Origin of the sequence: Nostoc sp. DedVER02, assembly GCF_034530675.2 — a bacterium.
Taxonomy (GTDB): Bacteria; Cyanobacteriota; Cyanobacteriia; order Cyanobacteriales; family Nostocaceae; genus Nostoc.
On sequence record NZ_JAVRCP020000005.1, the window covers coordinates 17,956 to 44,857 of the forward strand.

At 42.3% G+C, this 26,902-nt stretch carries 20 protein-coding genes; 12 read left to right on the plus strand and 8 right to left on the minus strand.

Going from position 1 to position 26,902, the window contains the following annotated elements; genetic code table 11:
* Positions 1 to 70 precede the first annotated feature (70 nt).
* The 3 genes from RMZ41_RS08210 to RMZ41_RS08220 all read left to right on the plus strand — a co-directional run bounded on the left by RMZ41_RS08210 (position 71) and on the right by RMZ41_RS08220 (position 2,446).
* A complete protein-coding gene (locus RMZ41_RS08210) occupies positions 71 to 1,501 on the plus strand; it encodes a form I ribulose bisphosphate carboxylase large subunit (protein WP_100900845.1) in 1,431 nt (476 codons plus the stop codon).
* 152 nt (positions 1,502 to 1,653) lie between these two features.
* Positions 1,654 to 2,061 carry a RuBisCO chaperone RbcX gene (gene rcbX, locus RMZ41_RS08215; RefSeq protein WP_174712669.1) on the plus strand — a complete coding sequence of 136 codons (408 nt, stop codon included), beginning with the start codon at positions 1,654 to 1,656 and terminating at the stop codon, positions 2,059 to 2,061.
* A 46-nt stretch (positions 2,062 to 2,107) separates the two neighbouring features.
* Positions 2,108 to 2,446, plus strand: coding sequence for a ribulose bisphosphate carboxylase small subunit (locus RMZ41_RS08220; protein ID WP_322644554.1), 339 nt, complete (start codon positions 2,108 to 2,110; stop codon positions 2,444 to 2,446).
* A gap of 351 nt (positions 2,447 to 2,797) precedes the next feature.
* Here the strand turns inward: RMZ41_RS08220 and RMZ41_RS08225 are convergent, their stop codons facing one another.
* Positions 2,798 to 3,205 (minus strand): universal stress protein, encoded by a 408-nt coding sequence (locus RMZ41_RS08225; protein ID WP_322644578.1) that lies wholly within the window; start codon positions 3,203 to 3,205, stop codon positions 2,798 to 2,800.
* Positions 3,206 to 3,294: 89 nt separating this feature from the next.
* Here RMZ41_RS08225 and RMZ41_RS08230 point away from each other — a divergent pair, with 89 nt between their 5' ends.
* The 3 genes from RMZ41_RS08230 to RMZ41_RS08240 all read left to right on the plus strand — a co-directional run bounded on the left by RMZ41_RS08230 (position 3,295) and on the right by RMZ41_RS08240 (position 6,176).
* On the plus strand, positions 3,295 to 4,497 hold the full coding sequence (locus tag RMZ41_RS08230; protein WP_322644553.1) for a phosphoglycerate kinase: 1,203 nt from the start codon (positions 3,295 to 3,297) through the stop codon (positions 4,495 to 4,497).
* Positions 4,498 to 4,629: 132 nt separating this feature from the next.
* Positions 4,630 to 5,247: an NUDIX hydrolase gene (locus RMZ41_RS08235; RefSeq protein ID WP_322644577.1), complete on the plus strand. Its 618-nt coding sequence runs from the start codon at positions 4,630 to 4,632 to the stop codon at positions 5,245 to 5,247.
* A gap of 50 nt (positions 5,248 to 5,297) precedes the next feature.
* Complete coding sequence (locus RMZ41_RS08240) at positions 5,298 to 6,176, plus strand: TauD/TfdA family dioxygenase (protein ID WP_322644552.1); 879 nt, start codon at positions 5,298 to 5,300, stop codon at positions 6,174 to 6,176.
* A gap of 178 nt (positions 6,177 to 6,354) precedes the next feature.
* On the opposite strand, the gene RMZ41_RS08245 is transcribed toward RMZ41_RS08240, so the two are convergent.
* Positions 6,355 to 8,517: a serine/threonine-protein kinase gene (locus tag RMZ41_RS08245; RefSeq protein WP_322644551.1), complete on the minus strand. Its 2,163-nt coding sequence runs from the start codon at positions 8,515 to 8,517 to the stop codon at positions 6,355 to 6,357.
* A gap of 120 nt (positions 8,518 to 8,637) precedes the next feature.
* Positions 8,638 to 10,338 (minus strand): serine/threonine-protein kinase, encoded by a 1,701-nt coding sequence (locus tag RMZ41_RS08250; protein ID WP_322644550.1) that lies wholly within the window; start codon positions 10,336 to 10,338, stop codon positions 8,638 to 8,640.
* A 141-nt stretch (positions 10,339 to 10,479) separates the two neighbouring features.
* Between RMZ41_RS08250 and RMZ41_RS08255 the strand changes: the two genes are divergently transcribed.
* Complete coding sequence (locus RMZ41_RS08255; protein WP_322644549.1) at positions 10,480 to 11,994, plus strand: phenylacetate--CoA ligase family protein; 1,515 nt, start codon at positions 10,480 to 10,482, stop codon at positions 11,992 to 11,994.
* A 116-nt stretch (positions 11,995 to 12,110) separates the two neighbouring features.
* Here RMZ41_RS08255 and RMZ41_RS08260 read toward each other — a convergent pair whose 3' ends face one another.
* Together RMZ41_RS08260 and RMZ41_RS08265 are read right to left on the minus strand one after the other, a co-directional pair.
* Positions 12,111 to 12,692: a transposase gene (locus tag RMZ41_RS08260; protein WP_322644548.1), complete on the minus strand. Its 582-nt coding sequence runs from the start codon at positions 12,690 to 12,692 to the stop codon at positions 12,111 to 12,113.
* A 411-nt stretch (positions 12,693 to 13,103) separates the two neighbouring features.
* The gene (locus tag RMZ41_RS08265) at positions 13,104 to 16,868 is read right to left on the minus strand and encodes a HEAT repeat domain-containing protein (RefSeq protein ID WP_322644547.1); all 3,765 of its coding nucleotides are present in this window, start codon (positions 16,866 to 16,868) and stop codon (positions 13,104 to 13,106) included.
* A gap of 154 nt (positions 16,869 to 17,022) precedes the next feature.
* Between RMZ41_RS08265 and RMZ41_RS08270 the strand changes: the two genes are divergently transcribed.
* Both RMZ41_RS08270 and RMZ41_RS08275 read left to right on the plus strand, forming a co-directional pair.
* A complete protein-coding gene (locus RMZ41_RS08270) occupies positions 17,023 to 17,283 on the plus strand; it encodes a hypothetical protein (protein WP_322644546.1) in 261 nt (86 codons plus the stop codon).
* A 305-nt stretch (positions 17,284 to 17,588) separates the two neighbouring features.
* Complete coding sequence (locus tag RMZ41_RS08275; protein WP_322644545.1) at positions 17,589 to 17,972, plus strand: hypothetical protein; 384 nt, start codon at positions 17,589 to 17,591, stop codon at positions 17,970 to 17,972.
* A 101-nt stretch (positions 17,973 to 18,073) separates the two neighbouring features.
* On the opposite strand, the gene RMZ41_RS08280 is transcribed toward RMZ41_RS08275, so the two are convergent.
* Positions 18,074 to 18,661 carry a Uma2 family endonuclease gene (locus RMZ41_RS08280; RefSeq protein ID WP_322644544.1) on the minus strand — a complete coding sequence of 196 codons (588 nt, stop codon included), beginning with the start codon at positions 18,659 to 18,661 and terminating at the stop codon, positions 18,074 to 18,076.
* A gap of 151 nt (positions 18,662 to 18,812) precedes the next feature.
* On the opposite strand from RMZ41_RS08280, the gene fni reads away from it, so the two are divergent.
* Entirely contained in the window at positions 18,813 to 19,862 is a 1,050-nt protein-coding gene (gene fni, locus RMZ41_RS08285) for a type 2 isopentenyl-diphosphate Delta-isomerase (protein ID WP_322644543.1), read from the plus strand.
* A 111-nt stretch (positions 19,863 to 19,973) separates the two neighbouring features.
* Complete coding sequence (gene sppA, locus RMZ41_RS08290) at positions 19,974 to 21,806, plus strand: signal peptide peptidase SppA (RefSeq protein ID WP_322644542.1); 1,833 nt, start codon at positions 19,974 to 19,976, stop codon at positions 21,804 to 21,806.
* A 264-nt stretch (positions 21,807 to 22,070) separates the two neighbouring features.
* Here sppA and RMZ41_RS08295 read toward each other — a convergent pair whose 3' ends face one another.
* Positions 22,071 to 23,174, minus strand: a complete 1,104-nt coding sequence (locus tag RMZ41_RS08295) for an aromatic ring-hydroxylating dioxygenase subunit alpha (protein WP_322644541.1) — start codon at positions 23,172 to 23,174, stop codon at positions 22,071 to 22,073.
* A 19-nt stretch (positions 23,175 to 23,193) separates the two neighbouring features.
* Positions 23,194 to 23,928 carry a DUF3865 domain-containing protein gene (locus RMZ41_RS08300; RefSeq protein ID WP_322644540.1) on the minus strand — a complete coding sequence of 245 codons (735 nt, stop codon included), beginning with the start codon at positions 23,926 to 23,928 and terminating at the stop codon, positions 23,194 to 23,196.
* Between the two features lie 672 nt (positions 23,929 to 24,600).
* Here RMZ41_RS08300 and RMZ41_RS08305 point away from each other — a divergent pair.
* Positions 24,601 to 26,823 carry an ATP-binding protein gene (locus RMZ41_RS08305; RefSeq protein ID WP_322644539.1) on the plus strand — a complete coding sequence of 741 codons (2,223 nt, stop codon included), beginning with the start codon at positions 24,601 to 24,603 and terminating at the stop codon, positions 26,821 to 26,823.
* The last annotated feature ends 79 nt before the right edge of the window (positions 26,824 to 26,902 follow it).

The following is a 26,902-nucleotide window of genomic DNA, read 5'->3' on the forward strand; positions in this document are numbered from 1 at the left end:
CTGGGTGAGGGGAAGTTGCACAAAACGTGATTTGATAATTAACAAGAGTGATTTCAGGGAAGGATAAAATATGTCTTACGCTCAAACGAAGACTCAGAGCAAGTCTGGGTATCAAGCCGGGGTTAAAGATTACAGATTAACTTATTACACACCCGATTACACACCAAAAGATACCGATCTTCTAGCTGCGTTCCGCATGACACCCCAGCCTGGTGTTCCTCCCGAAGAAGCAGGTGCGGCTGTTGCGGCTGAGTCTTCCACAGGTACTTGGACAACTGTGTGGACAGATTTGCTCACCGACCTCGATCGCTACAAAGGTCGTTGCTATGACATCGAACCAGTTCCTGGCGAAGACAACCAGTATATTTGCTACGTTGCCTATCCTTTAGACTTGTTTGAAGAAGGTTCTGTAACCAACGTATTGACCTCAATTGTCGGTAACGTATTTGGTTTCAAAGCTCTCCGCGCACTACGTCTAGAAGATATCCGCTTTCCAGTAGCTTATATCAAGACTTTCCAAGGGCCTCCTCACGGTATCCAAGTTGAACGCGACAAGTTAAACAAATACGGTCGTCCTTTGCTGGGTTGTACCATTAAGCCCAAATTGGGTCTTTCTGCTAAGAACTACGGACGCGCTGTATACGAGTGCTTACGCGGTGGTTTGGACTTCACCAAAGACGACGAAAACATCAACTCCGCACCATTCCAAAGATGGCGCGATCGCTTCTTGTTCGTAGCTGAAGCTATCAACAAATCTCAAGCAGAAACCGGTGAAATTAAAGGTCACTACCTAAACGTTACCGCTCCTACCTGTGAAGAAATGCTGAAGCGGGCTGAGTACGCAAAAGAACTCAAAATGCCCATCATCATGCATGACTACCTAACCGCAGGTTTCACCGCCAACACCACATTGGCTCGTTGGTGCCGCGATAACGGTATCTTGCTACACATTCACCGTGCTATGCACGCTGTAATTGACCGTCAAAAGAACCACGGTATCCACTTCCGTGTATTGGCTAAAGCCCTACGTTTGTCTGGTGGCGACCACATCCACACTGGTACAGTTGTTGGTAAGTTGGAAGGTGAGCGCGGCATCACAATGGGCTTCGTTGACCTGTTGCGTGAAAACTACATTGAGCAAGACAAGTCTCGTGGTATTTACTTTACCCAAGACTGGGCTTCTCTACCTGGTGTAATGGCAGTTGCTTCTGGTGGTATCCACGTATGGCACATGCCCGCGCTGGTAGAAATCTTTGGTGATGACTCCGTACTACAATTCGGTGGTGGTACTCTGGGACACCCTTGGGGTAACGCTCCTGGTGCAACCGCTAACCGCGTCGCCTTGGAAGCCGTTGTTCAAGCTCGTAATGAAGGCCGCAACTTGGCTCGTGAAGGTAACGATATCATCCGCGAAGCTGCCAAGTGGTCTCCTGAACTAGCTGTTGCTTGCGAACTGTGGAAAGAAATCAAGTTCGAGTTTGAAGCAATGGATACCGTCTGATCGAAAGTTAGGAGTTAGAAGTAGAGACGCGAGAAATCGCGTCTGTACAAGAGTGTAGAGACGCGATTCATCGCGTCTGTTAAGAGTTAGGATTTGCATTAATTCATAACTCATAACTCATAACTCATAACTCTTCACGGCTGGGGTCAAGCATGAATCTTAAGCAAATTGCGAAGGACACAGCCAAAACTCTCCAAAGCTATCTGACTTATCAGGCTCTAAGGACAGTATTGGCACAGCTAGGCGAAACGAATCCGCCATTAGAACTTTGGTTGCATAACTTTTCGTCTGGCAAAATTCAAAATGGTGAGTCATTCATTGAGCAACTGTTGCGAGAAAAACCAGATTTGGCTTTGCGAATCATGACTGTCAGAGAACACATTGCCGAAGAAATAACGGAATTTTTACCGGAAATGGTTCGCACTGGCATTCAGCAAGCGAACATGGAGCAGCGTCGCCAGCATTTAGAACGCATCACACGAATAGACACATCTAACCCCAGTCTGCAACCAGAACAGCAAGCAACTTCAGATCCGAATTTGGATAATTTATCCAATTAGTTCGATCAATTTAGTAGTAAAAAATCGCAACCCATTATCAAAAGCTATGCAAACTTTACCAAAAGAGCGTCGTTACGAAACCCTTTCTTACCTGCCCCCTCTGTCTGACGCTCAAATTGCCAAGCAGATTCAGTACATTTTGAATCAAGGCTATATTCCAGCGATCGAGTTCAACGAAACTTCTGAGCCAACAGAATTATATTGGACAATGTGGAAGCTGCCTTTGTTCGGTGCTAAATCTACTCAAGAAGTATTGAGCGAAGTTCAAGGATGCCGTTCTCAATTTAACGGTAGCTATATTCGTGTTGTGGGTTTTGACAACATCAAGCAGTGCCAAGTTCTCAGCTTTCTTGTTCACAAACCTAACAAAGGTAGCAGATACTAAAGCAAGCGTTGCTCTAAGTAATTAGTTTATCTTCATAGGAGAGGTGGAATTATCTGCCTCTCCTATTTACTAGATTTGTTGCTAACACCAAGGGTATTGGGTTACAAAATATATAGAATTTTGTAACCCAATACGGTTCAGTTAAGGACTACTGGTAAAAATTTTGGGTTTTTGAGACGCGATAAATCGCCGTTTCTACAAGTGTTTTGGTCTTATCTGAACTGTATTGTTTTATAACCTGCAAATTAGGTTATTACGCAACATGAGAGCAAGATATAAAAATTCGTTCCTTTGTCCTCTTTTTTAATTAGCGATCGCACCACAAATTTACTAGTATTCCAAAACACACTGCTAAGGCACAATCAGCACTGGACAAGGGGAAAGGTTAATAACGCGAGTTGTCACACTATCATCTGCTCCCTCTTCAGTCAAGCCTAGCCCCCGGCAGCCCATAATAATTAAATCGGCCCCGATTTCATCAGCGACATCGCAGATAGTAAAAGCTGGTTTACCTTGCCTTTCTAAGGTTTCAGATGGAATTCCTTGTCCAGAAAATAAAGTTTGGGCACTTTCTAGCAGTTTAGCAACTACCTCTGGTGACACCATCGGATCTGCACTAGGGGCATCTTTTGGCGGTTCTTCTACTACAGACAGCAGCACTAAGCGACTGCCATACTTTTTAACTACGTTGGTAACAACATCAGCAGCTTCCCGCGTTTCCCGGCTTTGATCGATAGGAAATAGTACTGTCTTAAATATCTCTGTCACTTGGGTACCCCTGACTCCGGTAAAATCTTGATGGTTCTACTTTCAAAACAATAACAAAAAGGCAATCAGGAGAGTTTGGTGTGTCCAAAAAAAGTTTAGCAAGTTTATCTTCAGCTGATATATCTGGGAAACGGGCCTTAGTGCGGGTTGACTTTAATGTGCCTGTGGACGATCAAGGCAAAATTACCGACGATACTCGCATTCGCGCCGCTTTACCCACCATCCAAGATTTGACGCAGAAGGGTGCTAAAGTCATTCTCGCAAGTCATTTTGGCCGTCCCAAGGGTGTGGATGACAAATTACGCCTAACTCCCGTTGCCAAGCGTCTGTCGGAGTTGCTGGGGCAAGAAGTCGTTAAAACTGATGACTCCATTGGCGATGAAGTTGCAGCTAAAGTTGGTGCGTTGCAAAATGGCCAAGTGCTGTTACTAGAAAATGTCCGTTTTTACCCAGAAGAAGAGAAAAACGACCCAGAATTTGCGAAAAAATTGGCAGCTAATGCTGATTTTTATGTAAATGATGCTTTTGGGACTGCACACCGCGCCCACGCTTCTACTGAAGGTGTGACTAAATTCCTTAGCCCTTCTGTGGCTGGATATTTGGTTGAGAAGGAATTGGAATATCTGCAAAACGCCATTGAAAATCCCCAACGTCCTTTGGCGGCAATTATTGGCGGTTCCAAGGTTTCCAGCAAGATTGGCGTAATTGAAACGCTACTGGAAAAGTGCGACAAGCTAATCATTGGCGGTGGAATGATTTTCACCTTCTACAAAGCCCGTGGTTTGAGTGTCGGTAAGTCGTTGGTAGAAGAAGACAAGCTGGAACTAGCGAAGTCTTTGGAAGCGAAGGCTAAGGAACGGGGTGTTACCTTCTTGTTACCCACGGATATCGTATCGGCAGATAAGTTTGCTCCTGATGCTAATGCGACAACTGTCAGCATTGAGAACATCCCCGATGATGGTATGGGTTTGGATATTGGCCCAGACTCAGTAAAAGTTTTCCAAGAAGCCCTTGCAGATACCAAAACGGTAATTTGGAACGGGCCGATGGGTGTGTTTGAGTTTGATAAGTTTGCCGCAGGTACGGAAGCGATCGCTCATACTCTCGCCGAAATCGGTAAAACTGGCACAACCACCATCATTGGCGGTGGTGATTCAGTAGCGGCTGTGGAAAAAGTTGGTTTAGCAGACCAAATGAGCCATATTTCCACCGGTGGCGGTGCTAGTTTGGAGTTACTTGAAGGCAAAGTGTTGCCCGGAATTGCAGCTTTAGATGATGCGTAATTAGGGATTGGGGACTGGGGAATGGGGAATGGGAAATAAGATTAAAAATACTTTTTTCCAATCCCAATGCCTAATACCCAATCCCCAATGCCCAATCCTCAGTACCCAGTACCCGATTCCCAATCCCTAAATATGGAAACCAAATGGCTGGAATGGGCGCAAAATTTACAGGCGATCGCTCAAAATGGTCTAACTTATTCTGAAGGGCCTTTTGATATTGAGCGATACAAACAATTACGAGTAATTGCCACAGAAATTATGGCAACCTATTCGAATGTAGAACACAGCTATGTCCTTGATTTATTTAACTGTGAATTAGGGTATGCAACTCCCAAAGTTGATGTGCGGGCAGCAATTTTCCGTGATGACACTATATTGTTAGTCAAAGAAAAAGCTGATGGCTGCTGGAGTTTACCTGGTGGATGGGCTGATGTTGGGGAGTCTCCCAGTGGTGTAGCTGTAAAAGAAGTATATGAAGAATCTGGATATCAAGCACGCGCGATCAAATTACTAGCAGTCTATGACAGAAACAAACAGGGACATCCACCGTTACCGTTTTATGCTTATAAGTTGTTTTTTCAATGTGAACTGATTGGTGGTTCTCCATCATTAAGTATTGAAACTGAAGATGTAGGCTTTTTCGCTGAAAATGCCTTACCAGAACTTTCTATTGGACGTGTGACACCAGCGCAAATCACGCGCCTTTTTCAACATTATCGCCAACCAAATTTACCAACAGATTTTGATTAGTAACATCTTAAATATTTAAGATAGTTTACTCTGAAAATAAATACTTAAAAATGACTCAAATTACTCAACAACAAACAATCCAGCACCACCCAAGACTCGGAGTTGAAGTCCTGCGCGGTTGCAATCTTAACGATCTCACAAATCTAGAGTCGCGTGAATTAAAGGAATCACTTTGGAAACATGGCGTTGTAGTAGTCAGACAACAACAGCTGACTGCACAACAATTAAAAGAATTTGCCAAGCAGACCTTTGGCGATTTTATGTTTGGTGGGCCTCCTAAAGCATTAGATCCTGAAATTAGTCCAGACTTACAAAGCCAATATGTCTATATATTGGGCAATCTTAAAGAGCCAGTTCCCGATCCAGGAGAGAAATATGCGTGGCAATGGCATCATGATAAAGATAGTCTCCCCCGCATAGAGGGACTGGATATGAATGCGCTATATGTTGTGATGCTTTATGGAATACAAGTGCCGGTAGGTGTAGATGGGCAACCTCACACTACCGAGTTCCTCGATATGCTAGAAGCGTACAATAACCTAGATCGTCAACATCAGCAGCAGTTAGAGCAGATGTCAATGTATCACCCAGGGCCAGTTTTTTCTAAAAATTCGAATGTAGAAACTGATGAACTGGGAAAAATGCATCCCATTGTGTCTACTCACAAAGTCACTGGTAAAAAGGGATTATATCTAGGTTCCGACACTGCGATCGCAGTTGGTATGGAAGATCGACCAGAGGAAGCAAAACGTTTCTGGGAAGATTTGTTTGCAACTGTTTTAGACTGTACCCCAATCTATTCCCATGTTTGGCAGCCAGGAGATATTATTTTTTGGGACAACTCACAGGTGATGCACAGAGGTAGACCCTATGATGCAACGAAGCATAAGCGAATTGCGTTGCGTTTAGGTGTCGTGGAAAGAGGTTGAGGTGAGAGTGGAAGACGCGGGGATGCAGCGAAAGAATTTTCTGTATCTCCGTGTCTTTTTCTGTTCATATACTCTTCAAAAACCATTAGTACAGCACGGCGGAAATAAACTACCCTGATGAAATGTCTGGAACCCTTGCGAACAGGTAATTACGAATTACGAATTACTAGAAGCGGTACTACGGCGTTTTCTCTTGCGTTGGTGTCGGTGTAGATTCAGGTGTGGGCGTTTCTGTAAGAGTTGGAGTAGAAGTAGGCGTGGGAGTTGGTATGGGTATTTCCGTAGGTGTTTCTGTGGGCGTTGGTGTTGGTGTTGACGTAGGCGTAGGTGTGGGATCTTCCGCCGTGATACTGAGTTGATAATCTAATGGTTTGGATGCTGTGGAAACCACAACAAACTCGTAAAATCCGTTTTCTGGTAATTTGGTTGATAAACTGCGTTTGCTAGAATCTTCTAAAAATTGGATTTTGCCAGAGGGTGAATAAACTGATAACAAAACTTGGGAATTTGCTTCTAGTTTCAAGTCCAGAGATTGATTTTTAGCAAGTCCAGCAATGAATACTTTACCATCACCAGGTTGGAGAGTACTGTTGACTGTAGTGCCTGTAGTGCCTGGATCAAAGACAAGCTTTTGGAAAGCGCTACCAGCTACGATCGCACTCAGTTTATCACTAACAAAACCGTACCAAACTTGTCCAATGGGCTGATTCCGAAAATCTTTACCACGCTGCTCAGGGAATACACTTAAAAAAGCAGCGTCTCCCACATCATACAAAGAACGACTACCAACGTTAATTTTGTTGACTTCTACTTTCCAGCGATCGCGTTCAGCACTTGTATAACTTCCCAGTTGTCGGCGGGCATTTGAACTCAGTGGTGCTAGCTTTTCTAGCAATTCTGAGGCTGTTTTATCCCATTCTGCCCGCAAGCCCTCATCTTCAGGGCCATCGCTGAGAGTGCGTCCTTTTAAACTGGGGTTTCTGTCCCAAAAAACTTGATTCACCAAGTTCACATAGAAGTTTGAGTTAATTCCCAACTGTTGACGGCGATCGTTTAATTTTTCTTTGCGTTGCCGTTCTGCTGGTGAATATTGCGCTAAAGGATCGGTTGGTTGGTTACTGGTTGGAGTTGGGCTGGCTGTGGGATTAGGTTGAACTTCCCCAATATCGCGGCGGCTATTGACTCCCCACAAAATTAATCCCACACTACCAGCTACCGCTGCCGCCACGAGAAAGGTTTTTGTTGGTGTCCACCAAGAGGAAGGGGGAGGAGATGAGGAGGATGGCGGAGGTGGGGAAACGGCGACTGTGGCGGATGTAGGTTGTGGTGGGGTGGGATATTGTTGTGGTGGGGTGGGATATTGAGTTGGAGGAAAGTTAGCTGGGGGAGGGTTGAGGGCTTCGATTACTTGACGAACTGATTGATAGCGATCGCTTGGTCTGGCAGATAGCATTTTATCTAATACCTGTGCCAAAATCGGACTCACGTTTACTTCTCTTCGCCACTGCCAGGTAAGATTATAGGTATCAATTAATTCTTGTGGTTGCTTCCCTGTGAGTAAAACCAACATTGATGCGGCCATTGCGTATAAGTCGCTATGGGGAGATACTAACCCAGTTTGCATCTGTTCTGGGGGTGCAAATCCTATCTTGCCCAATAGAGTTGGCGATGGGGAAGATGCAACTACGCCGGGTTGGTAATATTGGGAAGCTACGGTTGCTACTACTTGTTTTACACCACCAAAATCAATTAGAACTGGCAGTTTGTCAATAGTGCGAAGCATTAAGTTATCTGGAGAAATATCTCGATGAATTACTCCTAGTGAGTGGATATATTCCAACACTGGCAAAATTTGCTGCAACAGTTGGCGTATTTCCGCTTCTGTAAAGCGCAAACCCTGTTGTAATCGGGCATTTAACAACGAGTTGTAAGTTTCTCCTTCTACATAATCTTGCACCAAAAATAGAGATTCTTTGCCCCCTAAATTTATGCGAAGCAGTTCCCGGAAGCGGGGAATTTGGGGATGTTGCAGTTTATATAGAACACTCGCTTCTCTCTCAAACAGTTCTTCCGCTTTTTGGACAACGTAAGCGGTTTGAACTTGAGGGGAAAATTCTTTTAAAACACAAAGTTCGCGGAAACGGTTGACATCTTCAGCTAAATATGTACGTCCAAAGCCACCTTGGCCAATTTGACGCACAATTACATAGCGATCGCCTAAAGTTAGTCCCGGTTGGATGCCATAACTCATGGGCGTACCCGACAAATTTTCACCACACTGGAGACAAAAGCGGCTACCTGGGGAATTTTCATGTCCTTTAGAGCAATATATTTTTGTCATTTGTCATTTTTTATTTGTCATTTGTCATTTGTCGTTTGTCATTTGTCATTTGTCGTTTGTCATTCTTCCCCAGTCCCCAGTCCCCAGTCCCCAGTCCCCAATTCCCAGTCCCCAGTCCCCTTACTTGCCAGATTGTACTTTACTGACTCGATCGGCTGCGATCGCATACCAAATTTGACCGAAAGTTTGCTGATTCAGTTTCCCACGCTCTTGGTCGGGAAACAACCGATCAAATTGTTCATTTGTGTCTTTGGTTAGTTGATTAAATGTATAATCCCCAAACTGACCCGATCGCGCTTGTTGTCTCCATGTATCGTAATCTTTTTGACTATACTTACCTAATTTCCGACGAGCTTCCGTACTGAGGTTAGCCTGTTCTATTTTATTCAATAAATCCTTAGCAATACCAGACCATTCATCTCGCAAACCAGCATCTTCAGGTTTAGATGTCAGGCTACGTCCCTTTAATTCGGGTTTTTTTGTATAAAATAAATTATCTACGAAGGGAATAAAAAATCCTTCAGAAATTTCTAGCTTTTGGCGACGACTGATAATATCCTGGAGTTCACTATTTTTTCCTTTGTCGCTGACTGGTTTACCGATGGGATTTGGAAATTGGGGAATTTGCGGTAATGAAATTGATGGAATACTAATTGAAGTTACACTCCGAATGACTGCATTTACCACCGCCCAAGTCCCTGCACCAGTTAAGACAACTAAAGCTGTCCCGCCGAGACTGATTACAAAAGGGCGAATCCAAATTGGTAAGGATGCCGGTTTAGAAATAGCTTGCGTTCTATTCTGGAATCTACTGACAATAGCACTGGCGCGTTGTCTTCCCGGAGCAACTACCATCGTTTTAATCTTGGTGGTAATATAATTTCCAGGTGATTTAGTTGTAGTTGATGATGGTAAATCTCTGAGGACTTGCTCGGCTCGTTGATAGCGATCGCTCGGTTTATAAGCCACCATCTTTTTTAACACCGCTTCCAATTGGGGACTAACTCGAATTTGCTTTCCCCAACCCCAAATGCCCTGATAGCTGTCGTATAATTTTTGCGGTTCTTGCCCTGTAAGCAACACCAATGTTGTCACCGCTAAAGAGTATAAATCACTACTAAAGAATGCTTTACCCTGCCGTAGCTGTTCTTCGGGTGCGTAGCCCTTTTTACCTAATAATGTGTTATCTCCAACCAACTTAGTTTGCCAAAAACCTTGAGAAGCAGGTAATTGTTTGACACCGCCAAAATCAATCAGTACTGGGAGATTATCAGAACGCCGCCAAATCAAATTGTCGGGAGAAATATCACGGTGAACTACATCTTGTGAGTGGATGTAGGATAATACAGGTAAAATCTGTTGCAGTAAAGTAATTACTTCTTCTTCACTGAAAGTCTTTCCTTGACTCTCACGTTGTTCTAATAGTTGGTAATAATTATCACCATCGACATAATCTTGCACTAGAAAGAAAAAATCTTTAGTGCCTATCTTCACTTGTAGCGAGGCGTGAAAACGCGGAATTTGTGGATGCTGGAGTTTTTTTAGAACATTTGCTTCTCGTTCAAATAACTCTTTAGCTTTTTGTAAATCTTGATGTTCTTGGACTTGGGGTGCAAATTCCTTCAGCACACAGGTTTGATGGGATTGACTTATATCCTCCGCCAAATAAGTGCGTCCAAAGCCGCCTTGCCCTAAATGACGGATAATTTGATAGCGGTTATCCACAATCTGTCCCACAGCAAGAGGTAATGGCTCACCACAATGGGTACAAAAGCGGTTGCTACCATTATTCGTGTGTTGTTTACTGCAATAAAGCTGCATGGTGCTGAAGGATAAATTAAGGTTTTATTGGATGACTACAACGTGTATACGCTCATTTTCGGATATCCTACAAATTAGGAATTACGAATTACGAATTATTTTAACGATGTTGGTTCTATTTCAGGATAAATAAAAAGCGTCATGAACCGCATACCACGACAGCAGCAAGTAATTAAAGCATTTGAAGCTTTTTTGTCTACCCCCCTAGAAACGATACTGCAACAGCATCTCAACTCTCAAACTTTGCCAGCTTTAACTTTATTTCATGATGTGGCGGCTAATGTCCCTGCTTATAAGGAATTTTTAGCAGAAAGGGAAATTAATCCCGCGACTATTCAAACCTTAGAGGAGTTTCAAAAACTACCAGCGATCGCTAAACAAAATTATATACTGCGTTATCCTTTAGCTGACTTGTGCCGCAACGGGCAATTAGAAGCGTGCGATATGATAGCTGCTTCATCAGGTTCTAGTGGTAAACCGACATTTTGGCCTCGTTTTTTCACAGATGAACTCCAAATCGCCACACGCTTTGAACAGATTTTTCACGATGGTTTCTATGCAGATACCAGACGTACCCTAGCAGTGATTTGTTTCACTCTGGGTACTTGGGTAGGTGGAATGTTTACTACTAATTGCTGTCGTTATCTTGCTAGCAAAGGTTATCCCATCACTGTAATTACTCCAGGTAACAACAAAGAAGAAATTTTGCGAGTTGTCCAAGAACTTGGTTCAGCATTTGAACAAGTGGTGTTATTGGGATACCCACCCTTTTTAAAAGATGTGATTGATACTGGTATCGCTCGTGGCGTGGAGTGGCAGCAATATCAGATTAAATTAGTGATGGCGGGAGAAGTATTTAGTGAAGAATGGCGGAGTTTAGTTGGCGAACGAGTTGGTTCACAAAATCCTTGTTATGATTTTGCATCACTTTACGGTACGGCGGATGCAGGAGTTTTGGGTAATGAAACACCGTTAAGTATCTGCATTCGTCGTTTTTTGGCACAAAATCCTGATGCTGCTAGAGCTTTATTTGGGGAATCGCGTTTACCCACACTAGTACAATACGATCCTTTCACTCGCTTTTTTGAAGTTCACAATGGCGGATTACTGTTTTCGGGAGATAACGGTATTCCCTTAGTGCGTTATGACATTTTAGATACTGGCGGGATAATTAGTTATGATGCGATGCTGCAATTTTTAGCAGAATGGGGATTTAACCCGCTTGAAAATCTTCGTTCTGACGCTCAACAATCACCTAGAGGTATTCATCAACTACCTTTCGTTTATGTTTTTGGCCGTTCTAACTTTACAGTTTCCTACTTCGGTGCAAATATCTATCCGGAAAATGTGACGGTGGGATTAGAGCAACCAGGAATTCAAGAATGGGTAACGGGGAAATTTGTGTTGCAAGTGAAAGAAGATGCAGATAAGAATCGATTTTTATCTGTGGTTGTGGAGTTAGCACCAGGGGTAGAGGGGAGTGAAGATCGAAGAGTTGCGATCGCATCTTCTATTCTTTCACAACTGTTACGCCTAAATAGCGAGTTTGCTAATTATGTTCCGGCAGAATATCAAACACCACAGGTTGCATTAGCGCCAATGGGTGATGCTGAATATTTCCCGATTGGGGTGAAACATCGGTATACGCGTCAATAGTACTAATCAAATATAAGAAGACACGATGAATCGCGTCTCTACAAGGGGGGATGGGGTGGGTGTTCGCGTTGGTGGGCTATGCCCCGCCGTAGGCATCGCTCTCCCAATCAATTGGGTTATTGATAATATATATGTCTGATGCGATCGAGGGCGAATTCATTACGAATTATGTTGTCATGAAACCTTTCTTGCCATCCAAAACCTTCATATATTTGATTAATTTCAAATGTACATCGTCCTTTGTACCACCTAACAATTTTAGAAAGAGAATTTTTAGATAACATCGGATTAAATAACCCAGTAACCCCACCCCGTTGAATATCCCCCCTTGTAGAGACGCGATGAATCGCGTCTTCTTCCTGCGTTCGTGGATTCATCGCGTCTCCTTCTCGTATTTGATTAATAACCAAAATCCCATGAATATGATTAGGCATGACGCAAAACGAATCTATCTGACAATTAGAAAAATTATTAGGAATTTCGTACCACAATTTATGAGCAATTTCTCCAATTGCTGATCGCTTCATTTCACCTTGCACAACCTCACCAAAAAAGCATTTTTTACCGTCGGTGCAAATAGTAATAAAATATCCGGCATTGCTGGCATAACTCCATGCTGGCAAACGGGTTGATTCAATTCGATATTTACCTTTGTATTTAGGTTTGTTGTTTTCTGGTTGAGGCTCATCATTATTCATGATTACATCTTTGATTGATACAAAAATTTATGCAATTATTGCTTTGCATTGATGTAATTGCCAACCCAAAAAACTCGGAATTATTCGCGCTATGTAAATGATGGGAAGGAAGAAAACGCGATGACGGAAAGGAGGAAGACGCGATGAATCGCGTCTCTACAAGGGGCGATCGCAAAAACGATGCCTGCGGCGGGCTACGCCTACGCATTCCCATTCTGTTTACAATATCTGTTTTATTAGGGGCGACGCATTCCCTGGATTGCGGAAAGATCAGACGCGATAGATTTACGAGACGCTTACGAGAGGCGATGAATCGCATCTTTAGAAGGGATTGCTGCTTCTACATTTCGCTTATGTTTTGGCTGGAGGAAGTATTTTTCTTTCCTACTCTCCATCTTTCACTTTCTCTTGTTAATGCCAAGCTTGATAAAAAGCGGGGTAGGACATGCTTTGGGCGCACTTCCAGATAACTTCGTAGCAACTATAAAATCGCTTAAAGTCATTTTTGTAACTTTCAGGTGATAAGTAATCCTTCAAAAGGCTGACAACACTCGGCATCTGTTCCTCTAACATAATTTGCTTTAAGCTAAATGCCGCTAGCCATTGGGTATAATCATCCAGTTGTGATTTGCTGATTAACTTCACCAAAGCATCAATCGCTTTTTGGTTTCCAGAGTCAATTTTCCCTAAGCTTTCTGTCACTTGCCTTCGGGTAGAATAATCCAGTTGTGGTTTGCCGATTAACTCTACCAAAGTATCAATCGCTTTTTGGTTGCCAGGGTCAATTTGCCATAAGCTAGATGCCGCAATCCTTCGGGTATCATCATCAAGTTGTGGTTTGCAGATTAACTTGATCAAAGCATCAATCACTTTTTGGTTGCCAAAGCCAATTTGTCCTAAGCTATATGCCGCTAGCCATTGGGTAGAATAATCCAGTTGTGGTTTGCCGATTAACTCCACCAAAACATCAATCACTTTTTGGTTTCCAGAGCCAATTTGCCTTAAGCTATATGCCACTTGTCTTCGGGTATTATGATCCAGTTGTGGTTTGCCAATTAACTCTACCAAAGCATCAATCGCTTTTTGGTTCCCAGAGCCAATTTGCCCTAAGCTTTCTGCCGCTTGCCTTCGGGTATCATGATCCAGTTGTGGTTTGCCGATTAACTCCACCAAAGCATCAATCGCTTTTTGGTTCCCAGAGCCAATTTGCCCTAAGCTACATACTGCGTCCCTTCGGGTAGAATAATCCAGTTGTGGTTTGCTGATTAACTCCACCAAAGCAGCGATCGCTTTTTGGTTCCCACAGTCAATTTCCCCTAAGCTAGATGCCGCTAGCCATTGGGTATAATCATCCAGTTGTTGTTTGCCAATTAACTCTACCAAAGCATCAATCGCTTTTTTGTTGCCAGAGCCAATTTTCCCTAAGCTATATGCCGATAGGCATAGGGTAGAGTTATCTAGTTGTGGTTTGCCGATTAACTCCACCAAAGCATCAATCGCTTCTTGGTTGCCAGAGCCAATTTTCCCTAAGCTAGATGCCGCTAGTCTTTGAGTATAATTACCCAGTTGTGGTTTGCCGATTAACTCCACCAAAGCATCAATCGCTTTTTGGTTCCCAGAGCCAATTTGCCCTAAGCTTTCTGCCGCTTGCCTCCAGGTATCATCATCCAGTTGTGGTTTGCCTATTAACTCCATTAAGGCAGCGATCGCCTTTTGGTTGTCACGGTCAATTTCTCCTAAGTTAGATGACGCTAGCCTTCGGATAGAATCATCCAGTTGTGGTTTGCCTATTAACTCCACCAAAGCATCAATCGCTTTTTGGTTCCCAGAGCCAATTTGCTTTAAGCTATATGCTGCTAGCCTTCGGGTATCATGAGCCAGTTGTGGTTTGCCGATTAACTCCACCAAAGCATTGATCGCTTTTTGGTTCCCAGAGCCAATCTCCCCTAAGCTTTCTGCCACTAGCCATCGGGTATCATCATCTAGTTGTGGATTGCTGATTAACTCTACCAAAGCAGCGATCGCTTTTACGCGATTTGTCTGATACAGTGTTGTTTCTGCTCCCTCTGCGATTGGTGTGAGAAATTTTACCCACTCGTTTTGTTCAACTTTAAACTCGCCAAAGCGCCATTTAACGATTTCCGCCACAATAGCATCTGCGTTGCAAGAATTTTTCCACTCATCAACCGCCGCAGCCGCGAGAAAATAAGCACGAAACTCGTAAAATCCCCTTCTGACTCTATCAAAAGCTCTACATTCTCCGCACCTATCATCAAATTCCACTAACGCCTGAATAAATTCTTCCTTCATCTCCCTCCCCACATCCTCACGTCCCAACCACAGCAAAATCACCTCTTTCCACTGCGGGGCAAAAATGCGATAAACGCCTTGCGCGGGGTTGTCGGGAACATGATTCAGAAACTCATCCCAATCAGCGATCGCTAACGCTGCAAAATATTCCTCAAATGTGGGATGGTAGAAAGCGTAAACTTTCTCTTTTGGTGATTCCGCAGCCAGTCCAACTTCATTTAGCCATCCCAACTTTAACGCTAACGAAAATAAAGAATCTTGCTGTTTTGAATCGCCTAATTCCTCACGCACAAACTTATGTCGTAGCCGAAACCGTGAGGTTTCTTGATCGATTGCCCGTTTTGCCAAACGTCCCAACGCAGCGTTTAATTCTTCTTGCTGCTGTTCGGTGGTAGGGGAGGGCTTTTCTTTCCATTTGTAAAACTCTTCCACAAACTGCTGATAAAGTCCGGCTTTAGTTTCCGGTAAACCTTGATCGGAACCTTGCCAAGTGCTACACAACAGCGCTAACCGCAAAGGATTTTTAACTAAATCTTGGATGCGCTGACGTTCAGCTTTATCTAATTCCTGCCATAATCTTTTTCCTTTATCTGTATCCTTGTTGTGAAACCAACGCCCAATAAACTCTTGCACTTGTTGCGGATATTCAAAATTGAGTAACCGATACGTCTCAAAATTTTCTAAAGCGTTGGCGTTTGCTTCCCAAACATTCACCCGACAAGTCAGCACAACCCGCGCATTTTTCATCCATCCCGTCAACTGCTGGGAAATCTCAGTTAATGGTTGGAGTGAGGACATTTCATCTGCTGCATCCAACAACAACCACACACGATTATTCTTGAATAAATCTGCAAAAGCGTTTTCCTGTTCTTCTTTTACACGTACCACTTCTAAAGCATTCTTCAGCCAATCTTGCAGCAGATAATTTTCTACACTCTTTCCTTGCAAGTCTGCTAAAGAAATCCAAATTGGTAAACCCAGATTGTTGTCTAATATCCAAAAAGCTATAGTTTGCAACTGAGTAGTTTTTCCCGCACCCGGTTCCCCAATTAAAGAGATGCGGTGTCCTTGAGTTTTACCAACACCATCACGGATAATTTTCTCTAAAAAAGCCTCATGTTCAAATCGCTGCTTCTCTTTATAACTCGCTTCGTAAAGCCGCGAACCTTGTTCTGGGGAAATATCCTCGCTGCACTTCTTCGGTTTGTTACGCTCCACCAATGCTAAAGGGACATGAATTTCCTCTAGCTCAAATTTCATCTCTTCATCAGCAAACAGCAACTCATTTGTGGTGAGACGCTTGTGTTTTTCCAGCATAGCGCCGCAGATTTCTTGCCAATCGAAGCTATTATCTGTTGTTTGTACGTGGGATGTTTCTTTTAAATTTGTCTTTTGGTGTTCCTTCCACTTCTGCTTAACCACCTCCAGATTATCTTTTATTGTCGCTGTCTGATGTTTTAGCGTCAGGGTAAATTTCCAATAACCTTGACTCTTTGTAGATTTTTGGTCTTCTCGCACTTCCAACTCTTTCAACCAGTCGAGCGCAGTTTGAAGCTCGTCTAATTCTCTTTCTTTCTGATAAACGTTAGGTTGTGCTTTTTGCCAGGGAATTTTTAAAGTTTTGCCAGCATCTTTAATCTGCTTGATTAAATATTCCTTCTTTGTACCAACTTCAGTTGTTTTGCTTCTGCTTCCTCTTGTTTGTTGGCTTTTATATCCGGTAATTTGCAGCTTCTCAGCATTCCAGACAACGCAAAGTGGAAGTTTTGATTCACAGTCTTGCTCTACCGACAGTTGCAGCAATGCTTCTACCAGACTAAGTACATTCTCTAACGCTGATTCATCTCCACGAATATTTCTTGACATCAGTCAAATAATTTTGAATTACCCAAACAAACAAGCTTCCCCAAGCCGCAAAACCTGATTATACAAGCATTATAGACGTTGCGTGGGGGATGTGCATGGGGAAATACCCAAAAAAATAATTGACCTTGTAAACCAAAAAACAAGGTGAATTTGAATGTCAGCTAAAAAACGCGGTCAAAATGCAAGACAAAGAGCGATGTCTACAACGGGCTACGCCTACGCCTTTTTACTAATTCTGCAAACAATATTAATTGGCGTAAATGCCGAAAACCGCATTCAGCAAGGAGACTCAAAAATCGAGGTTTTAATGTGGATGATTAACCAGTACATTCCAGTCCTGAAACAAGCCAGCAGTTTCCAAAAAAAGCAGAAAAAGAGCCTATTACCCACACATCGCCACTCTGAGGATAAATAGAAAAACAATTCGGTTAAGGTTCTTAGATGAAAATCATAGATCCCAAAAACGCAATAAATTGCCGTCTCTACAATAATCAGTTATTTGTAGAGACGGCGATTTATCGCGTCTCTTACCTTAACCAAGCCCATTCGTTCAGAACACGAGCTTATTCGTTCAGAACAGCAGTTTATTGTCGTGTAATTACTGAATTAGCAATCCAATCTTATTCCAAAAAACACCTATTTTTGCAAGTTTTACTGAACCACTATACTGTTCTATTGAGACACTCTAGAGAGATAAAGTTTAGTAAAAAGTCTGCATTGATGGCACGCCAAAAAAGAACCTCTCCCCTGCTAGAAAAGACCGAACAGAGAGTAATCGGATTTAAATCAATTAATTCTAACCTTGACTTTGGTGATTCCATCAGTTTAAACCACTTAACTCAGTTAACTGGGCAACTCCGCAACCAAATTGACCAGTATAATATGATGCTAACCGCTATTGACACAGCAAAGGCAGAAATAGAAACTCTTGAAAAGACAATTCGGGAAACCTCAGAACGCTTAGTTAGTGGTGTGGCGTTGAAGTATGGCAAAGACAGCCGGGAATACGAAATGACAGGTGGAGTACGCAAGAGCGATCGCATTCGTAGAGCTACTATCACTCGGTTAAAATCTACCGCAGACTCAAAACCAGCTACGGTGTAATGAGCAACAAGTAGGCATCATTCACGGTGAATGATGCCATTGCTTTGCGTAGGCCAGCAAAAACCGCAGGCTTTGCGCGATCGCACCTTAGTAGTTTGGCTTTATTCTTCAATTAACTCAAAATCAACCCGCTCATAAATATCACGCAAGGTAATTTGAAAATCGATAGAATCTAAGACTAAAACTGCCTCTTCACCTTCATATTCCTTAAAAATCCATTGACCTTCTGCTTGCTTAACAAATTGTTCCACAGCAAAACTATACTGGTCAATCATAATATATTCCTGAAAACCAGGAATTGAACGATAATATTTAAACTTATCTGTTTTGTCATAATTTTTAGTTGAATTTGATAAAACTTCAACAATTAGCAAAGGATTAGTAATAATTGTTGTACCCTTTCCCTCATAAATAGGCTTACCTTTAATTACTATGACATCAGGATAAGTATAAAGGTGATAACGGGGTATAGATACTTTAACATCGCCTATATATACGTCATAATCTTGATCTTGCACTGTGTTAGGAAATTTTTTATAAACATTACCTGCAATTTTATTGTGGTTAGTTGTTCCACCTGTCATCGGTATAATCTCTCCGTCTTTGTATTCATTTTTATATTCAGCTTTCTCTTCTAATTCCAAATATTCTTCTGGGGTGTAGTAGCGCTTTTCTGTTTGTAAAACCATATTAATTAACTCACAAAATGGGGAATGGTTCTGTTATCAATAGCGTAACGTACCCTCAAGATAGGCAAAATAAATATTTTGTTGTAAAAAGATAGTTACAGACAATGTAACAATAGCGATCGCAAGCAAACCCTTTTAGTTATATTCACCAGTGAACGCCCCTACCAACATCTCTGCACAAACTCAAAATCGCAAAGCCGATCACATTCGGATCTGTTTAGAGGAAGATGTTCAGTCTCATCAAATCACCAATGGACTAGAACGTTATCGCTTTACCCATTCTTGCTTACCCGAACTGAACCACAACGATATTGATATCAGTACAGCTTTCCTGGGGAAACACCTTAACGCACCCTTGTTAATTTCTTCCATGACTGGCGGAACGGAACAAGCTGCAATTATTAACCAACGTTTGGCCAAAGTCGCACAACACTATAAAATTGCGATGGGTGTAGGTTCCCAACGAGTAGCAGTAGAAAAACCCCAAGTGGCTGATACTTTTGCAGTCCGCAAGTATGCGCCCGATGTTCTACTATTTGCAAACTTGGGGGCTGTGCAACTTAACTATAAATACGGCTTAGATGAATGTCTACGGGTAGTTGATATCTTAGAGGCTGATGCCCTGATTTTACACATTAACCCTCTACAAGAATGTATTCAACCCAAAGGTGATACTAATTTTCGTGGTTTGCTTGACAAGATATCTGATTTGTGTAGCAAGATACCAGTGCCAGTAATTGCAAAGGAAGTTGGTAACGGCATTTCAGCAGCGATCGCCAGCAAACTGATAGCCGCCGGAGTTACAGCAATCGATGTCGCTGGTGCGGGGGGAACTTCTTGGGCAAAAGTGGAAAGCGAACGGGCTGAAAATCCCTTACAACACCGCTTAGGGAGGACATTTGCCGATTGGGGTTTACCGACGGCAGAGTGTATTACAACAATTAGAGCGATCGCCAAAGATGTGCCTTTAATTGCTTCAGGAGGTTTGCGTCATGGATTGGATGTTGCAGTTGCGATCGCTTTGGGAGCAGATATAGCTGGTTTAGCAATGCCTTTTTTGCAAGCAGCAGCAACATCAGAGACAGCAGTAGCGGAACTAGCTGAAGTATTAATCGCCGAAATCACCACAGTTTTATTCTGCACTGGCAACCCCACCTTGTATCAGTTACAGCACTCTGGCAGTTTACAGCGCATAGAATAAATTAAGTAGGTCATTAGTCATTAGTCATTTGTCATTAGTCATTTGTCATTTGTCAATGCCCCATGCCCCATGCCCAATTCCCAATTCCCAATTCCCAATTCCCAATAACTAATGCGTAATTTTATCAAACAAACTTTTGCTAGTTTAATTGGCACATTATTAGGACTAATTATTTTTGGCGGTCTAGGAACCACTGGACTGTTCTTGCTAATATTGGCTGCTAGCTCCTCTAAAGATACTGGGCCAAACGTAAAAAATAAGTCAGTATTGGTTTTTGACTTGTCGATGACAATTACTGATAGCGAACCTAGTTCTGACAAACTGTTTCAAAATACAATATCAGGTGTGGATGATGAAAGGATAGCACTCCGCAAAGTTATAGAAACTTTAGAAAAAGCCCGACGCGATTCACGAATTGTCGGCATCTATCTGGATGCAACAAAGGCAAGCCCAGGTAGTATTGGCTATGCTTCCCTGAAAGAAATTCGGAAAGCGCTGGAGGAGTTTCGTGCTTCTGGGAAAAAGATTGTGGCTTATGGTAGTGATTGGACTGAAAAGGAATATTACCTGAGTTCAGTGGCAGATTCCATCGTACTTAATCCTTTGGGAATGATGGAAGTTAATGGTTTGAGTTCACAACCAATTTTCTTAGCAGGTGCATTAGAGAAGTATGGTATTGGCGTGCAAGTTGTGCGGGTGGGGAAATTTAAAGGTGCTGTAGAACCGTTTATCCTCAAAAAATTGAGTCCAGAAAACCGCGAACAAACTCAGAAGTTGTTAGATGATGTTTGGGGAGAATGGCGCACTACTGTGGGTGCAAGTCGGAAAATTGAACCTAATCAGTTGCAAGCGATCGCAGATAATCAGGCGTTACTGGAAGCCGCACAAGCCAAAACCAACGGTTTGGTCGATCGAGTCGCATACCCCGATGAAGTGGTAACAGACCTCAAAAAGTTGACAGATAGCGATAAAGACGACAAAACATTTCGACAAATTAGCTTAAATAACTACGCAGAAGTTTCTGGCAAATCTTTGGGTGTAGAACGTAACTCAAAAAATGAAATTGCCGTTGTTTATGCTGAGGGTGAGATTGTTGATGGTAAAGGTGATGATGGGCAAGTAGGAGGCGATCGCTTTGCCAAAATCTTCAACAAAATCCGACAAGATAAGGATGTGAAGGCTGTTGTCTTACGGATTAATAGTCCTGGTGGAAGCGCTACCGCAGCCGAAGTTATGCAGCGAGAAGTGAAATTAACCCGTGAGGTCAAACCTGTTGTAGTCTCAATGGGCGATGTGGCCGCCTCTGGTGGTTATTGGATTGCTAGCGACTCAAATCGCATTTTTGCCGAACCAAATACTATTACAGGTTCAATAGGTGTGTTTGGGTTGCTATTTAATGGTGGAAAGTTAGCCAATGATAACGGCATCACTTGGGATTCGGTAAAAACTGGAACCTATGCTGATAGTCAAACAGTTTCGCGTCCGAAATCGCCTCAAGAGTTAGCAATTTATCAACGTAGTGTTAACCGCATTTATGATATGTTTCTGAATAAAGTTTCTCAAGGTCGGAAACTCCCAGGACAAAAAGTAGCAGAAATTGCCCAAGGAAGAGTTTGGTCTGGGGTGGCGGCCAAAGAAATTGGGTTGGTGGATGAAATTGGTGGTTTGAATAGTGCGATCGCTTATGCTGTCAAAGAGGCAAAGCTAGGAGAAGACTGGGAAGTGCAAGAATATCCTCGCACTAATAGTTTCGGAGAACGCTTTTTTGGGCGTGCATCTGAAGAGGTGCGAACTACTTTAGGAATTGAAGCGACACAAGTCAAACCATCTAACCCCCTCACCAATGAATTTCAGAAATTGCAACAGGAAGTAGAAATTCTGCAAAAGATGAACGATCCACAGGGGATTTATGCGCGTTTGCCTTTCAACTTGAAGATTGATTGACATCCTCACCTGATCTATCTAGCGATCGCAACAACAACGCCCTTGCGATCGCAAGAGCATTGTCATCAATCTTCTAAACTTGATACTGAAAAAAGTGTATTAGGGTTGGTAGCAATACTTGTCGGTTAAAGGGCAAAGGGGAAGGTGGGGCCCCCTCTGGGGATAAGGGGCGGGGGAAAAGGGAAATAAAAAACCTTTAACCTTTACCCTTTAACCTTTACCCCAAATCAAATTCCGAGTTAAAAATGCAAAACCCGAGTAGTATTAGGGCTGGTAGTACTTCGACAAAACTTGATGAAAGTGAGAAATTCCATATTCAATGTCTGCAAGCTGAAGTACACCATAAGCTTTGGAATGAACACTTGCTTGTAGCGATCGCACCACGCCAAAGTCTTCATTTAATACCCGCTCAAATTCAGGTCGAAATTCATCCTGTTTATAAGGAAATGCTTCAATCTGGGCTTTGGTTTGATAAATAAAAACCTCAAACTTAGTTCTTGTGGGAGATAAAGGAGTCAGCCGAAAAACTGAAACTTTGTCTCTTGCAGTATTAATCATCATATTGGGAAAGATGAAGCCCTGGTAAGATTGTCCCCTTGGTTCTCCTGAAAAAGCGGGGTGATCTTTCACAAATTCATCATCTGTAAAGGGAACAAATATCTGATAGTGTCGCCCAGTTGGAGTGTAAATAATATTCTTCGGATCGAAACACTTTAAACTTTGGGCATGAACAACTGACAAGTGATAGCACTCTAGATAATTCTCAATGGGAAATTTCCAATTGGCTGGCTCTTCATAAAACCAATGGTCAACCTGCTGAAGTTCCTGCCAACGGTGCTGATATTGCTCTAAATAAGCTGAAAATCCAGCCAAATAACTTACTAAAGATTCCCCTTCTGCTTCTGAGCAAACAAAAATAAAGCCGCCCCATGTCTCTACTCGTCCCTTAGCTAGATAGACAGCCGACTTATCTAAATTGGGAAAACACTCAGCGCGAGGTAAACCTTTAAGATTGCCTTCATAATTGAAGTTCCAACCATGATACGGACAACGCACCCGTTGACAATGACCCTGCCCTTGTAACATCTGCGCTCCGCGATGCGGACAAACATTGTGCATTGCTTGCAATTCACCATTATTATCTCGAATCACGAACATGGGCTGATCGCCAACTTTGCAAGTTAAATAATCCCCAGGATTAGGTAGATCGGATTCACGTCCTACAAACTGCCAGGTGTTACGCCAGATAGTTTGCTGCTCATAAGCAAAAATTTGCTCGCTAAAGTAGTAATCACCAGGTAGTCCAAATTTGGGTTTATTAGTATTAGGAATTTCATCCACAAATGATGGATGGGTGAAGATATTCATAGGGTTAAGTTCTATTTAATCAGTGGTGTTGAGCGATCGCTATCTCAAGTCCAATCTCAGATGAGATTGCCTCTTGCGCTAATTCCTGCCACCAAGCCTCCATCGCATCGATCATTGCCCGAAATCCTGCTGCAAACTCTCCAAATTGTTCGGGTTGTATATATGCTGCCACAGATGTTCTTAAGCCCGCTTCATGTTCGAGTTCCCACTCGTTTAAATGCTTGCTGAAGAAATATTGCAAATCTTTGGGCATTGCTCCTTCTAGCAACCACTCTAGAAGTTGCACAATCAGAGTCAACTCAGGAATTGAGGTTGCCTCGATCGCATAGGTTGCCCCAAGTACATTAGGTAGTTGTTGCTCAAATATCGATTGCATAGTTCTTAACAATTTGAATGTAGCTATTGACGGCATTGTGTTTTTCACAGGAACGCCCAGTCCTTGTTCTAACCCTTCAGCTAAAAGCGTGTAATGAGAGATTCCTTGTGTACTTTTGCCCATCTCTTCGGCAATGTTTTCTTTGAGTTCTTGGGCTACAATGTCCCATTCTGCTACCAACGCTTTCTGTCTTGCTAACTCTGTGAAACCCACCAACTCCTTTGGAAAAATCGAATATTGCTGCATGATATAAGCAATCTGAACAAAGCTTGCTTGACTCAGCATTTGTGCAACAGGATTTTTTGTAATACTAAATGCCAAGTAATTCTGAGTGAGCAGTTGATTTAGCTGCTGAGTTAACCGATCGAATGTGTTCAAAATTTTAGTCCTTTCAAGAGTTGAAGTAGTGTCGGTCGATTTGTCTCAAAAGTTGGTGTGAATATAAAAAAGGTGATATTAGCGGCAATATCAAAACCAAGCAAAATTGATACGTAAAATTAATACGCATTTCACTGGGCTGATTACCAACTATTTCTGAATACAGGCAAGGCAGAATTGATACTCAGTTAGCTTGGTTGATTACCTAAGATTTCTGAATACCGATATCAGACCTGAACTTGCAAACAGTTAATTTATGAAGTTTTTGGCATTATTGATTGCCAGATTTGGTTTTTGGAATCCAAAAACCTTGAATTTTATGACTATAAATATTAAATCATTATAAACATTTATACTTCATTAAGATTATTAAAGTAATGTATTTTTACTGAAACATTTATTAAATGGTATTGTTATAAACTTAATTACTAAATATTAGTACTTAGCAAATCACATTAAATATCCCAAATAGCGAGACACAAAGGTATTTATCTTGTTCCCAGAAGCAAGGAACAAGCTTGATTGAGGATAAAGTTCGGGAAGATAAAGTACAAATTATCTTTAAAAGAGTATAAATATAACTAAGTGATTTTTCTGGTATTTGATAGTATGAAGTTTGTGATGGGTAATCTAGGTTAAGCAAAGACCTGAGCGAACCAAGATTTACCACTCATGAAGATACATTCATCTAACAAAGTCCGTGCATTTTCATTACAGCTTGTTCTGGTCGTTCCTTTCGTATTGCAACTTTTTGGCATCGTGGGGCTGGTCGGGTATCTGTCGTTTAAAAATGGCGAGAAAGCAGTAAACGATCTAGCGGATCAGTTGATGGAGCGAACCAGTGGTGAAGTAAATCAACATTTAGATGCTTACCTGTCAATTCCTCATAAAGTTATCCAGTTAAATGCGGATGCCATTCGCATGGGATTGCTGAATGTGCGCGATCGCCTCAAGGTTGGTAAGTACTTCTGGCACGAAATGCAAGCCTATGACCTAACCTTTATCAGCTTGAACCTAGCAACTGGGGAAGGAACTGGAGCCGGCCGTTACGATGGTAAGACGGTGACAATCGATGATAATGCGATCAAAACCCCAAGTCTGCCGAAAAATACGAAAACTTATTTAACAGATAATGATGGCAACCCAACCAAAGTTATGACGACCAGTACTTGGGATACCGTCAATGAACTTGCCTACACTGAACCTGTCAAAGCCGGAAAACCTATCTGGGTTCGCATTTATACTTATTACGATCCTGCTTATCCCCCTTATATTGTGGCATCGGCTGGTCGTCCGATTTATGATGCCAGCAAAAAACTGATTGGTGTTGTGGGGGCTGAAATTCACCTGTTGAAACTCAGTGAATTTTTACAGAAATTAAATGTCAGCAGCTTCGGACAAGTTTTTATTATGGAGCGTGATGGTATGTTGGTTGCCAATTCTGCTCAAGAAAAGCCTTTTACCGTAGTCAATAACGAAATTAAACGCCTTAAAGCGATCGACAGCCCCAATCCGGTGCTACAAAGCATTGCCAAGCAACTTCAGCAGCGCATTCCAAATTTTCAGTCCATTACCAATACCCAAAAACTGAAAGTTAATGTTCAAGGAGAAAATTTCTACGTGCATGTTGTACCTTGGCGTGACCAACATGGTTTGGACTGGTTAGTGGTAGTTGGTACTCCAGAAAAAACTTACATGTCGCAAATCCATACCAACACCCAAATTAGCATCCTGCTGTGTTTTGGGGCACTGATAGTAGCAACGACGATTGGCATATTTACCTCGCGTCGGATTGCAGATCCTATCTTGCGTTTGAATCAGACCACCAAAGCAATAGCATTTGGTGATTTAGAACAGACACTTCCAAAGGGCAATATCCATGAACTCAACACTCTTGCCCACTCTTTTAATCACATGGCAGGGCAATTGCAGGAATCTTTTATTGCTTTAGAAAACAGTAATGCCGAACTAGAAGCGCGAGTCGAAAAACGAACTGTCGAACTCAAAACAGCCATGAGTGAATTGCAGCGTACCCAAGCACAAGTACTCCAAAGTGAAAAAATGTCTAGCCTGGGGCAACTGGTAGCAGGTATTGCCCATGAAATCAATAACCCAGTCAACTTTATTCATGGCAATATTACTTACTTGGATGAATATACTCAAAAATTGTTACAGATGATTTATCTCTACCAAGAACGCCATTCTAGTCACGATCCAAAAATTCAAGCATTAGCAGAGGAAATCGATCTAGAATTTCTCATTGAAGATTTACAAAAAATACTGCCTTCAATGAAAATGGGGACTGAGAGGATTCGTAACATTGTGCAATCGCTGCGGAATTTTTCGCGTATGGATGAAGCAGAATTTAAGACAGTTGATATTCATGAAGGTATCGAAAGTACGCTTTTAATTTTGCAACACCGCCTCAAAGATAAACCAGACTGTCCAGCAATTGAAGTTGTTAAAGATTATGGCAACTTGCCGCGAGTGGAATGTTATCCAGGTCAACTCAACCAAGTATTAATGAATGTTCTGGTAAATGCAATAGATGCCCTTGATGAGTTGGATCTCAAGCGTACCTCTCAACAGATAGAGGAAAATCCCAGTCGAATTACTATTCGCACTTCAGTAGTTGATTCACAATCAATAGAAATTGCGATCGCTGATAACGCACAAGGAATACCAGAATCGGTTCAAAGCCGGATCTTCGATCCATTTTTTACTACCAAACCTGTAGGCAAAGGAACAGGCATGGGTATGGCAATCAGCTACCAAATCATTACAGAAAAACATGGTGGGAAATTGCTATGTTTTTCTAGCCTTGGGCAAGGCACTAATTTCATAATTCAAGTGCCTATCCGCCAACATGCTGCTGAACATGTCCTCAGAGTATAGAGCGATCGCATCATTTATTGAAATTGTTTAACCAACGACTGGAGTGATATTCAATAAAAGTGAGACGCTCCTGAGACAA

Bases quoted from the DNA above. Each gene is read 5' to 3' on its own strand.
- RMZ41_RS08210 (WP_100900845.1), top strand. From the start codon at position 71: ATGTCTTACGCTCAAACGAAGACTCAGAGCAAGTCTGGGTATCAAGCC.
- rcbX (WP_174712669.1), top strand. From the start codon at position 1,654: ATGAATCTTAAGCAAATTGCGAAGGACACAGCCAAAACTCTCCAAAGC.
- RMZ41_RS08220 (WP_322644554.1), top strand. From the start codon at position 2,108: ATGCAAACTTTACCAAAAGAGCGTCGTTACGAAACCCTTTCTTACCTG.
- RMZ41_RS08235 (WP_322644577.1), top strand. From the start codon at position 4,630: ATGGAAACCAAATGGCTGGAATGGGCGCAAAATTTACAGGCGATCGCT.
- RMZ41_RS08240 (WP_322644552.1), top strand. From the start codon at position 5,298: ATGACTCAAATTACTCAACAACAAACAATCCAGCACCACCCAAGACTC.
- RMZ41_RS08245 (WP_322644551.1), bottom strand. From the start codon at position 8,517: ATGACAAAAATATATTGCTCTAAAGGACATGAAAATTCCCCAGGTAGC.
- RMZ41_RS08250 (WP_322644550.1), bottom strand. From the start codon at position 10,338: ATGCAGCTTTATTGCAGTAAACAACACACGAATAATGGTAGCAACCGC.
- RMZ41_RS08255 (WP_322644549.1), top strand. From the start codon at position 10,480: ATGAACCGCATACCACGACAGCAGCAAGTAATTAAAGCATTTGAAGCT.
- RMZ41_RS08260 (WP_322644548.1), bottom strand. From the start codon at position 12,692: ATGAATAATGATGAGCCTCAACCAGAAAACAACAAACCTAAATACAAA.
- RMZ41_RS08265 (WP_322644547.1), bottom strand. From the start codon at position 16,868: ATGTCAAGAAATATTCGTGGAGATGAATCAGCGTTAGAGAATGTACTT.
- RMZ41_RS08270 (WP_322644546.1), top strand. From the start codon at position 17,023: ATGTCAGCTAAAAAACGCGGTCAAAATGCAAGACAAAGAGCGATGTCT.
- RMZ41_RS08275 (WP_322644545.1), top strand. From the start codon at position 17,589: ATGGCACGCCAAAAAAGAACCTCTCCCCTGCTAGAAAAGACCGAACAG.
- RMZ41_RS08280 (WP_322644544.1), bottom strand. From the start codon at position 18,661: ATGGTTTTACAAACAGAAAAGCGCTACTACACCCCAGAAGAATATTTG.
- sppA (WP_322644542.1), top strand. From the start codon at position 19,974: ATGCGTAATTTTATCAAACAAACTTTTGCTAGTTTAATTGGCACATTA.
- RMZ41_RS08295 (WP_322644541.1), bottom strand. From the start codon at position 23,174: ATGAATATCTTCACCCATCCATCATTTGTGGATGAAATTCCTAATACT.
- RMZ41_RS08305 (WP_322644539.1), top strand. From the start codon at position 24,601: ATGAAGATACATTCATCTAACAAAGTCCGTGCATTTTCATTACAGCTT.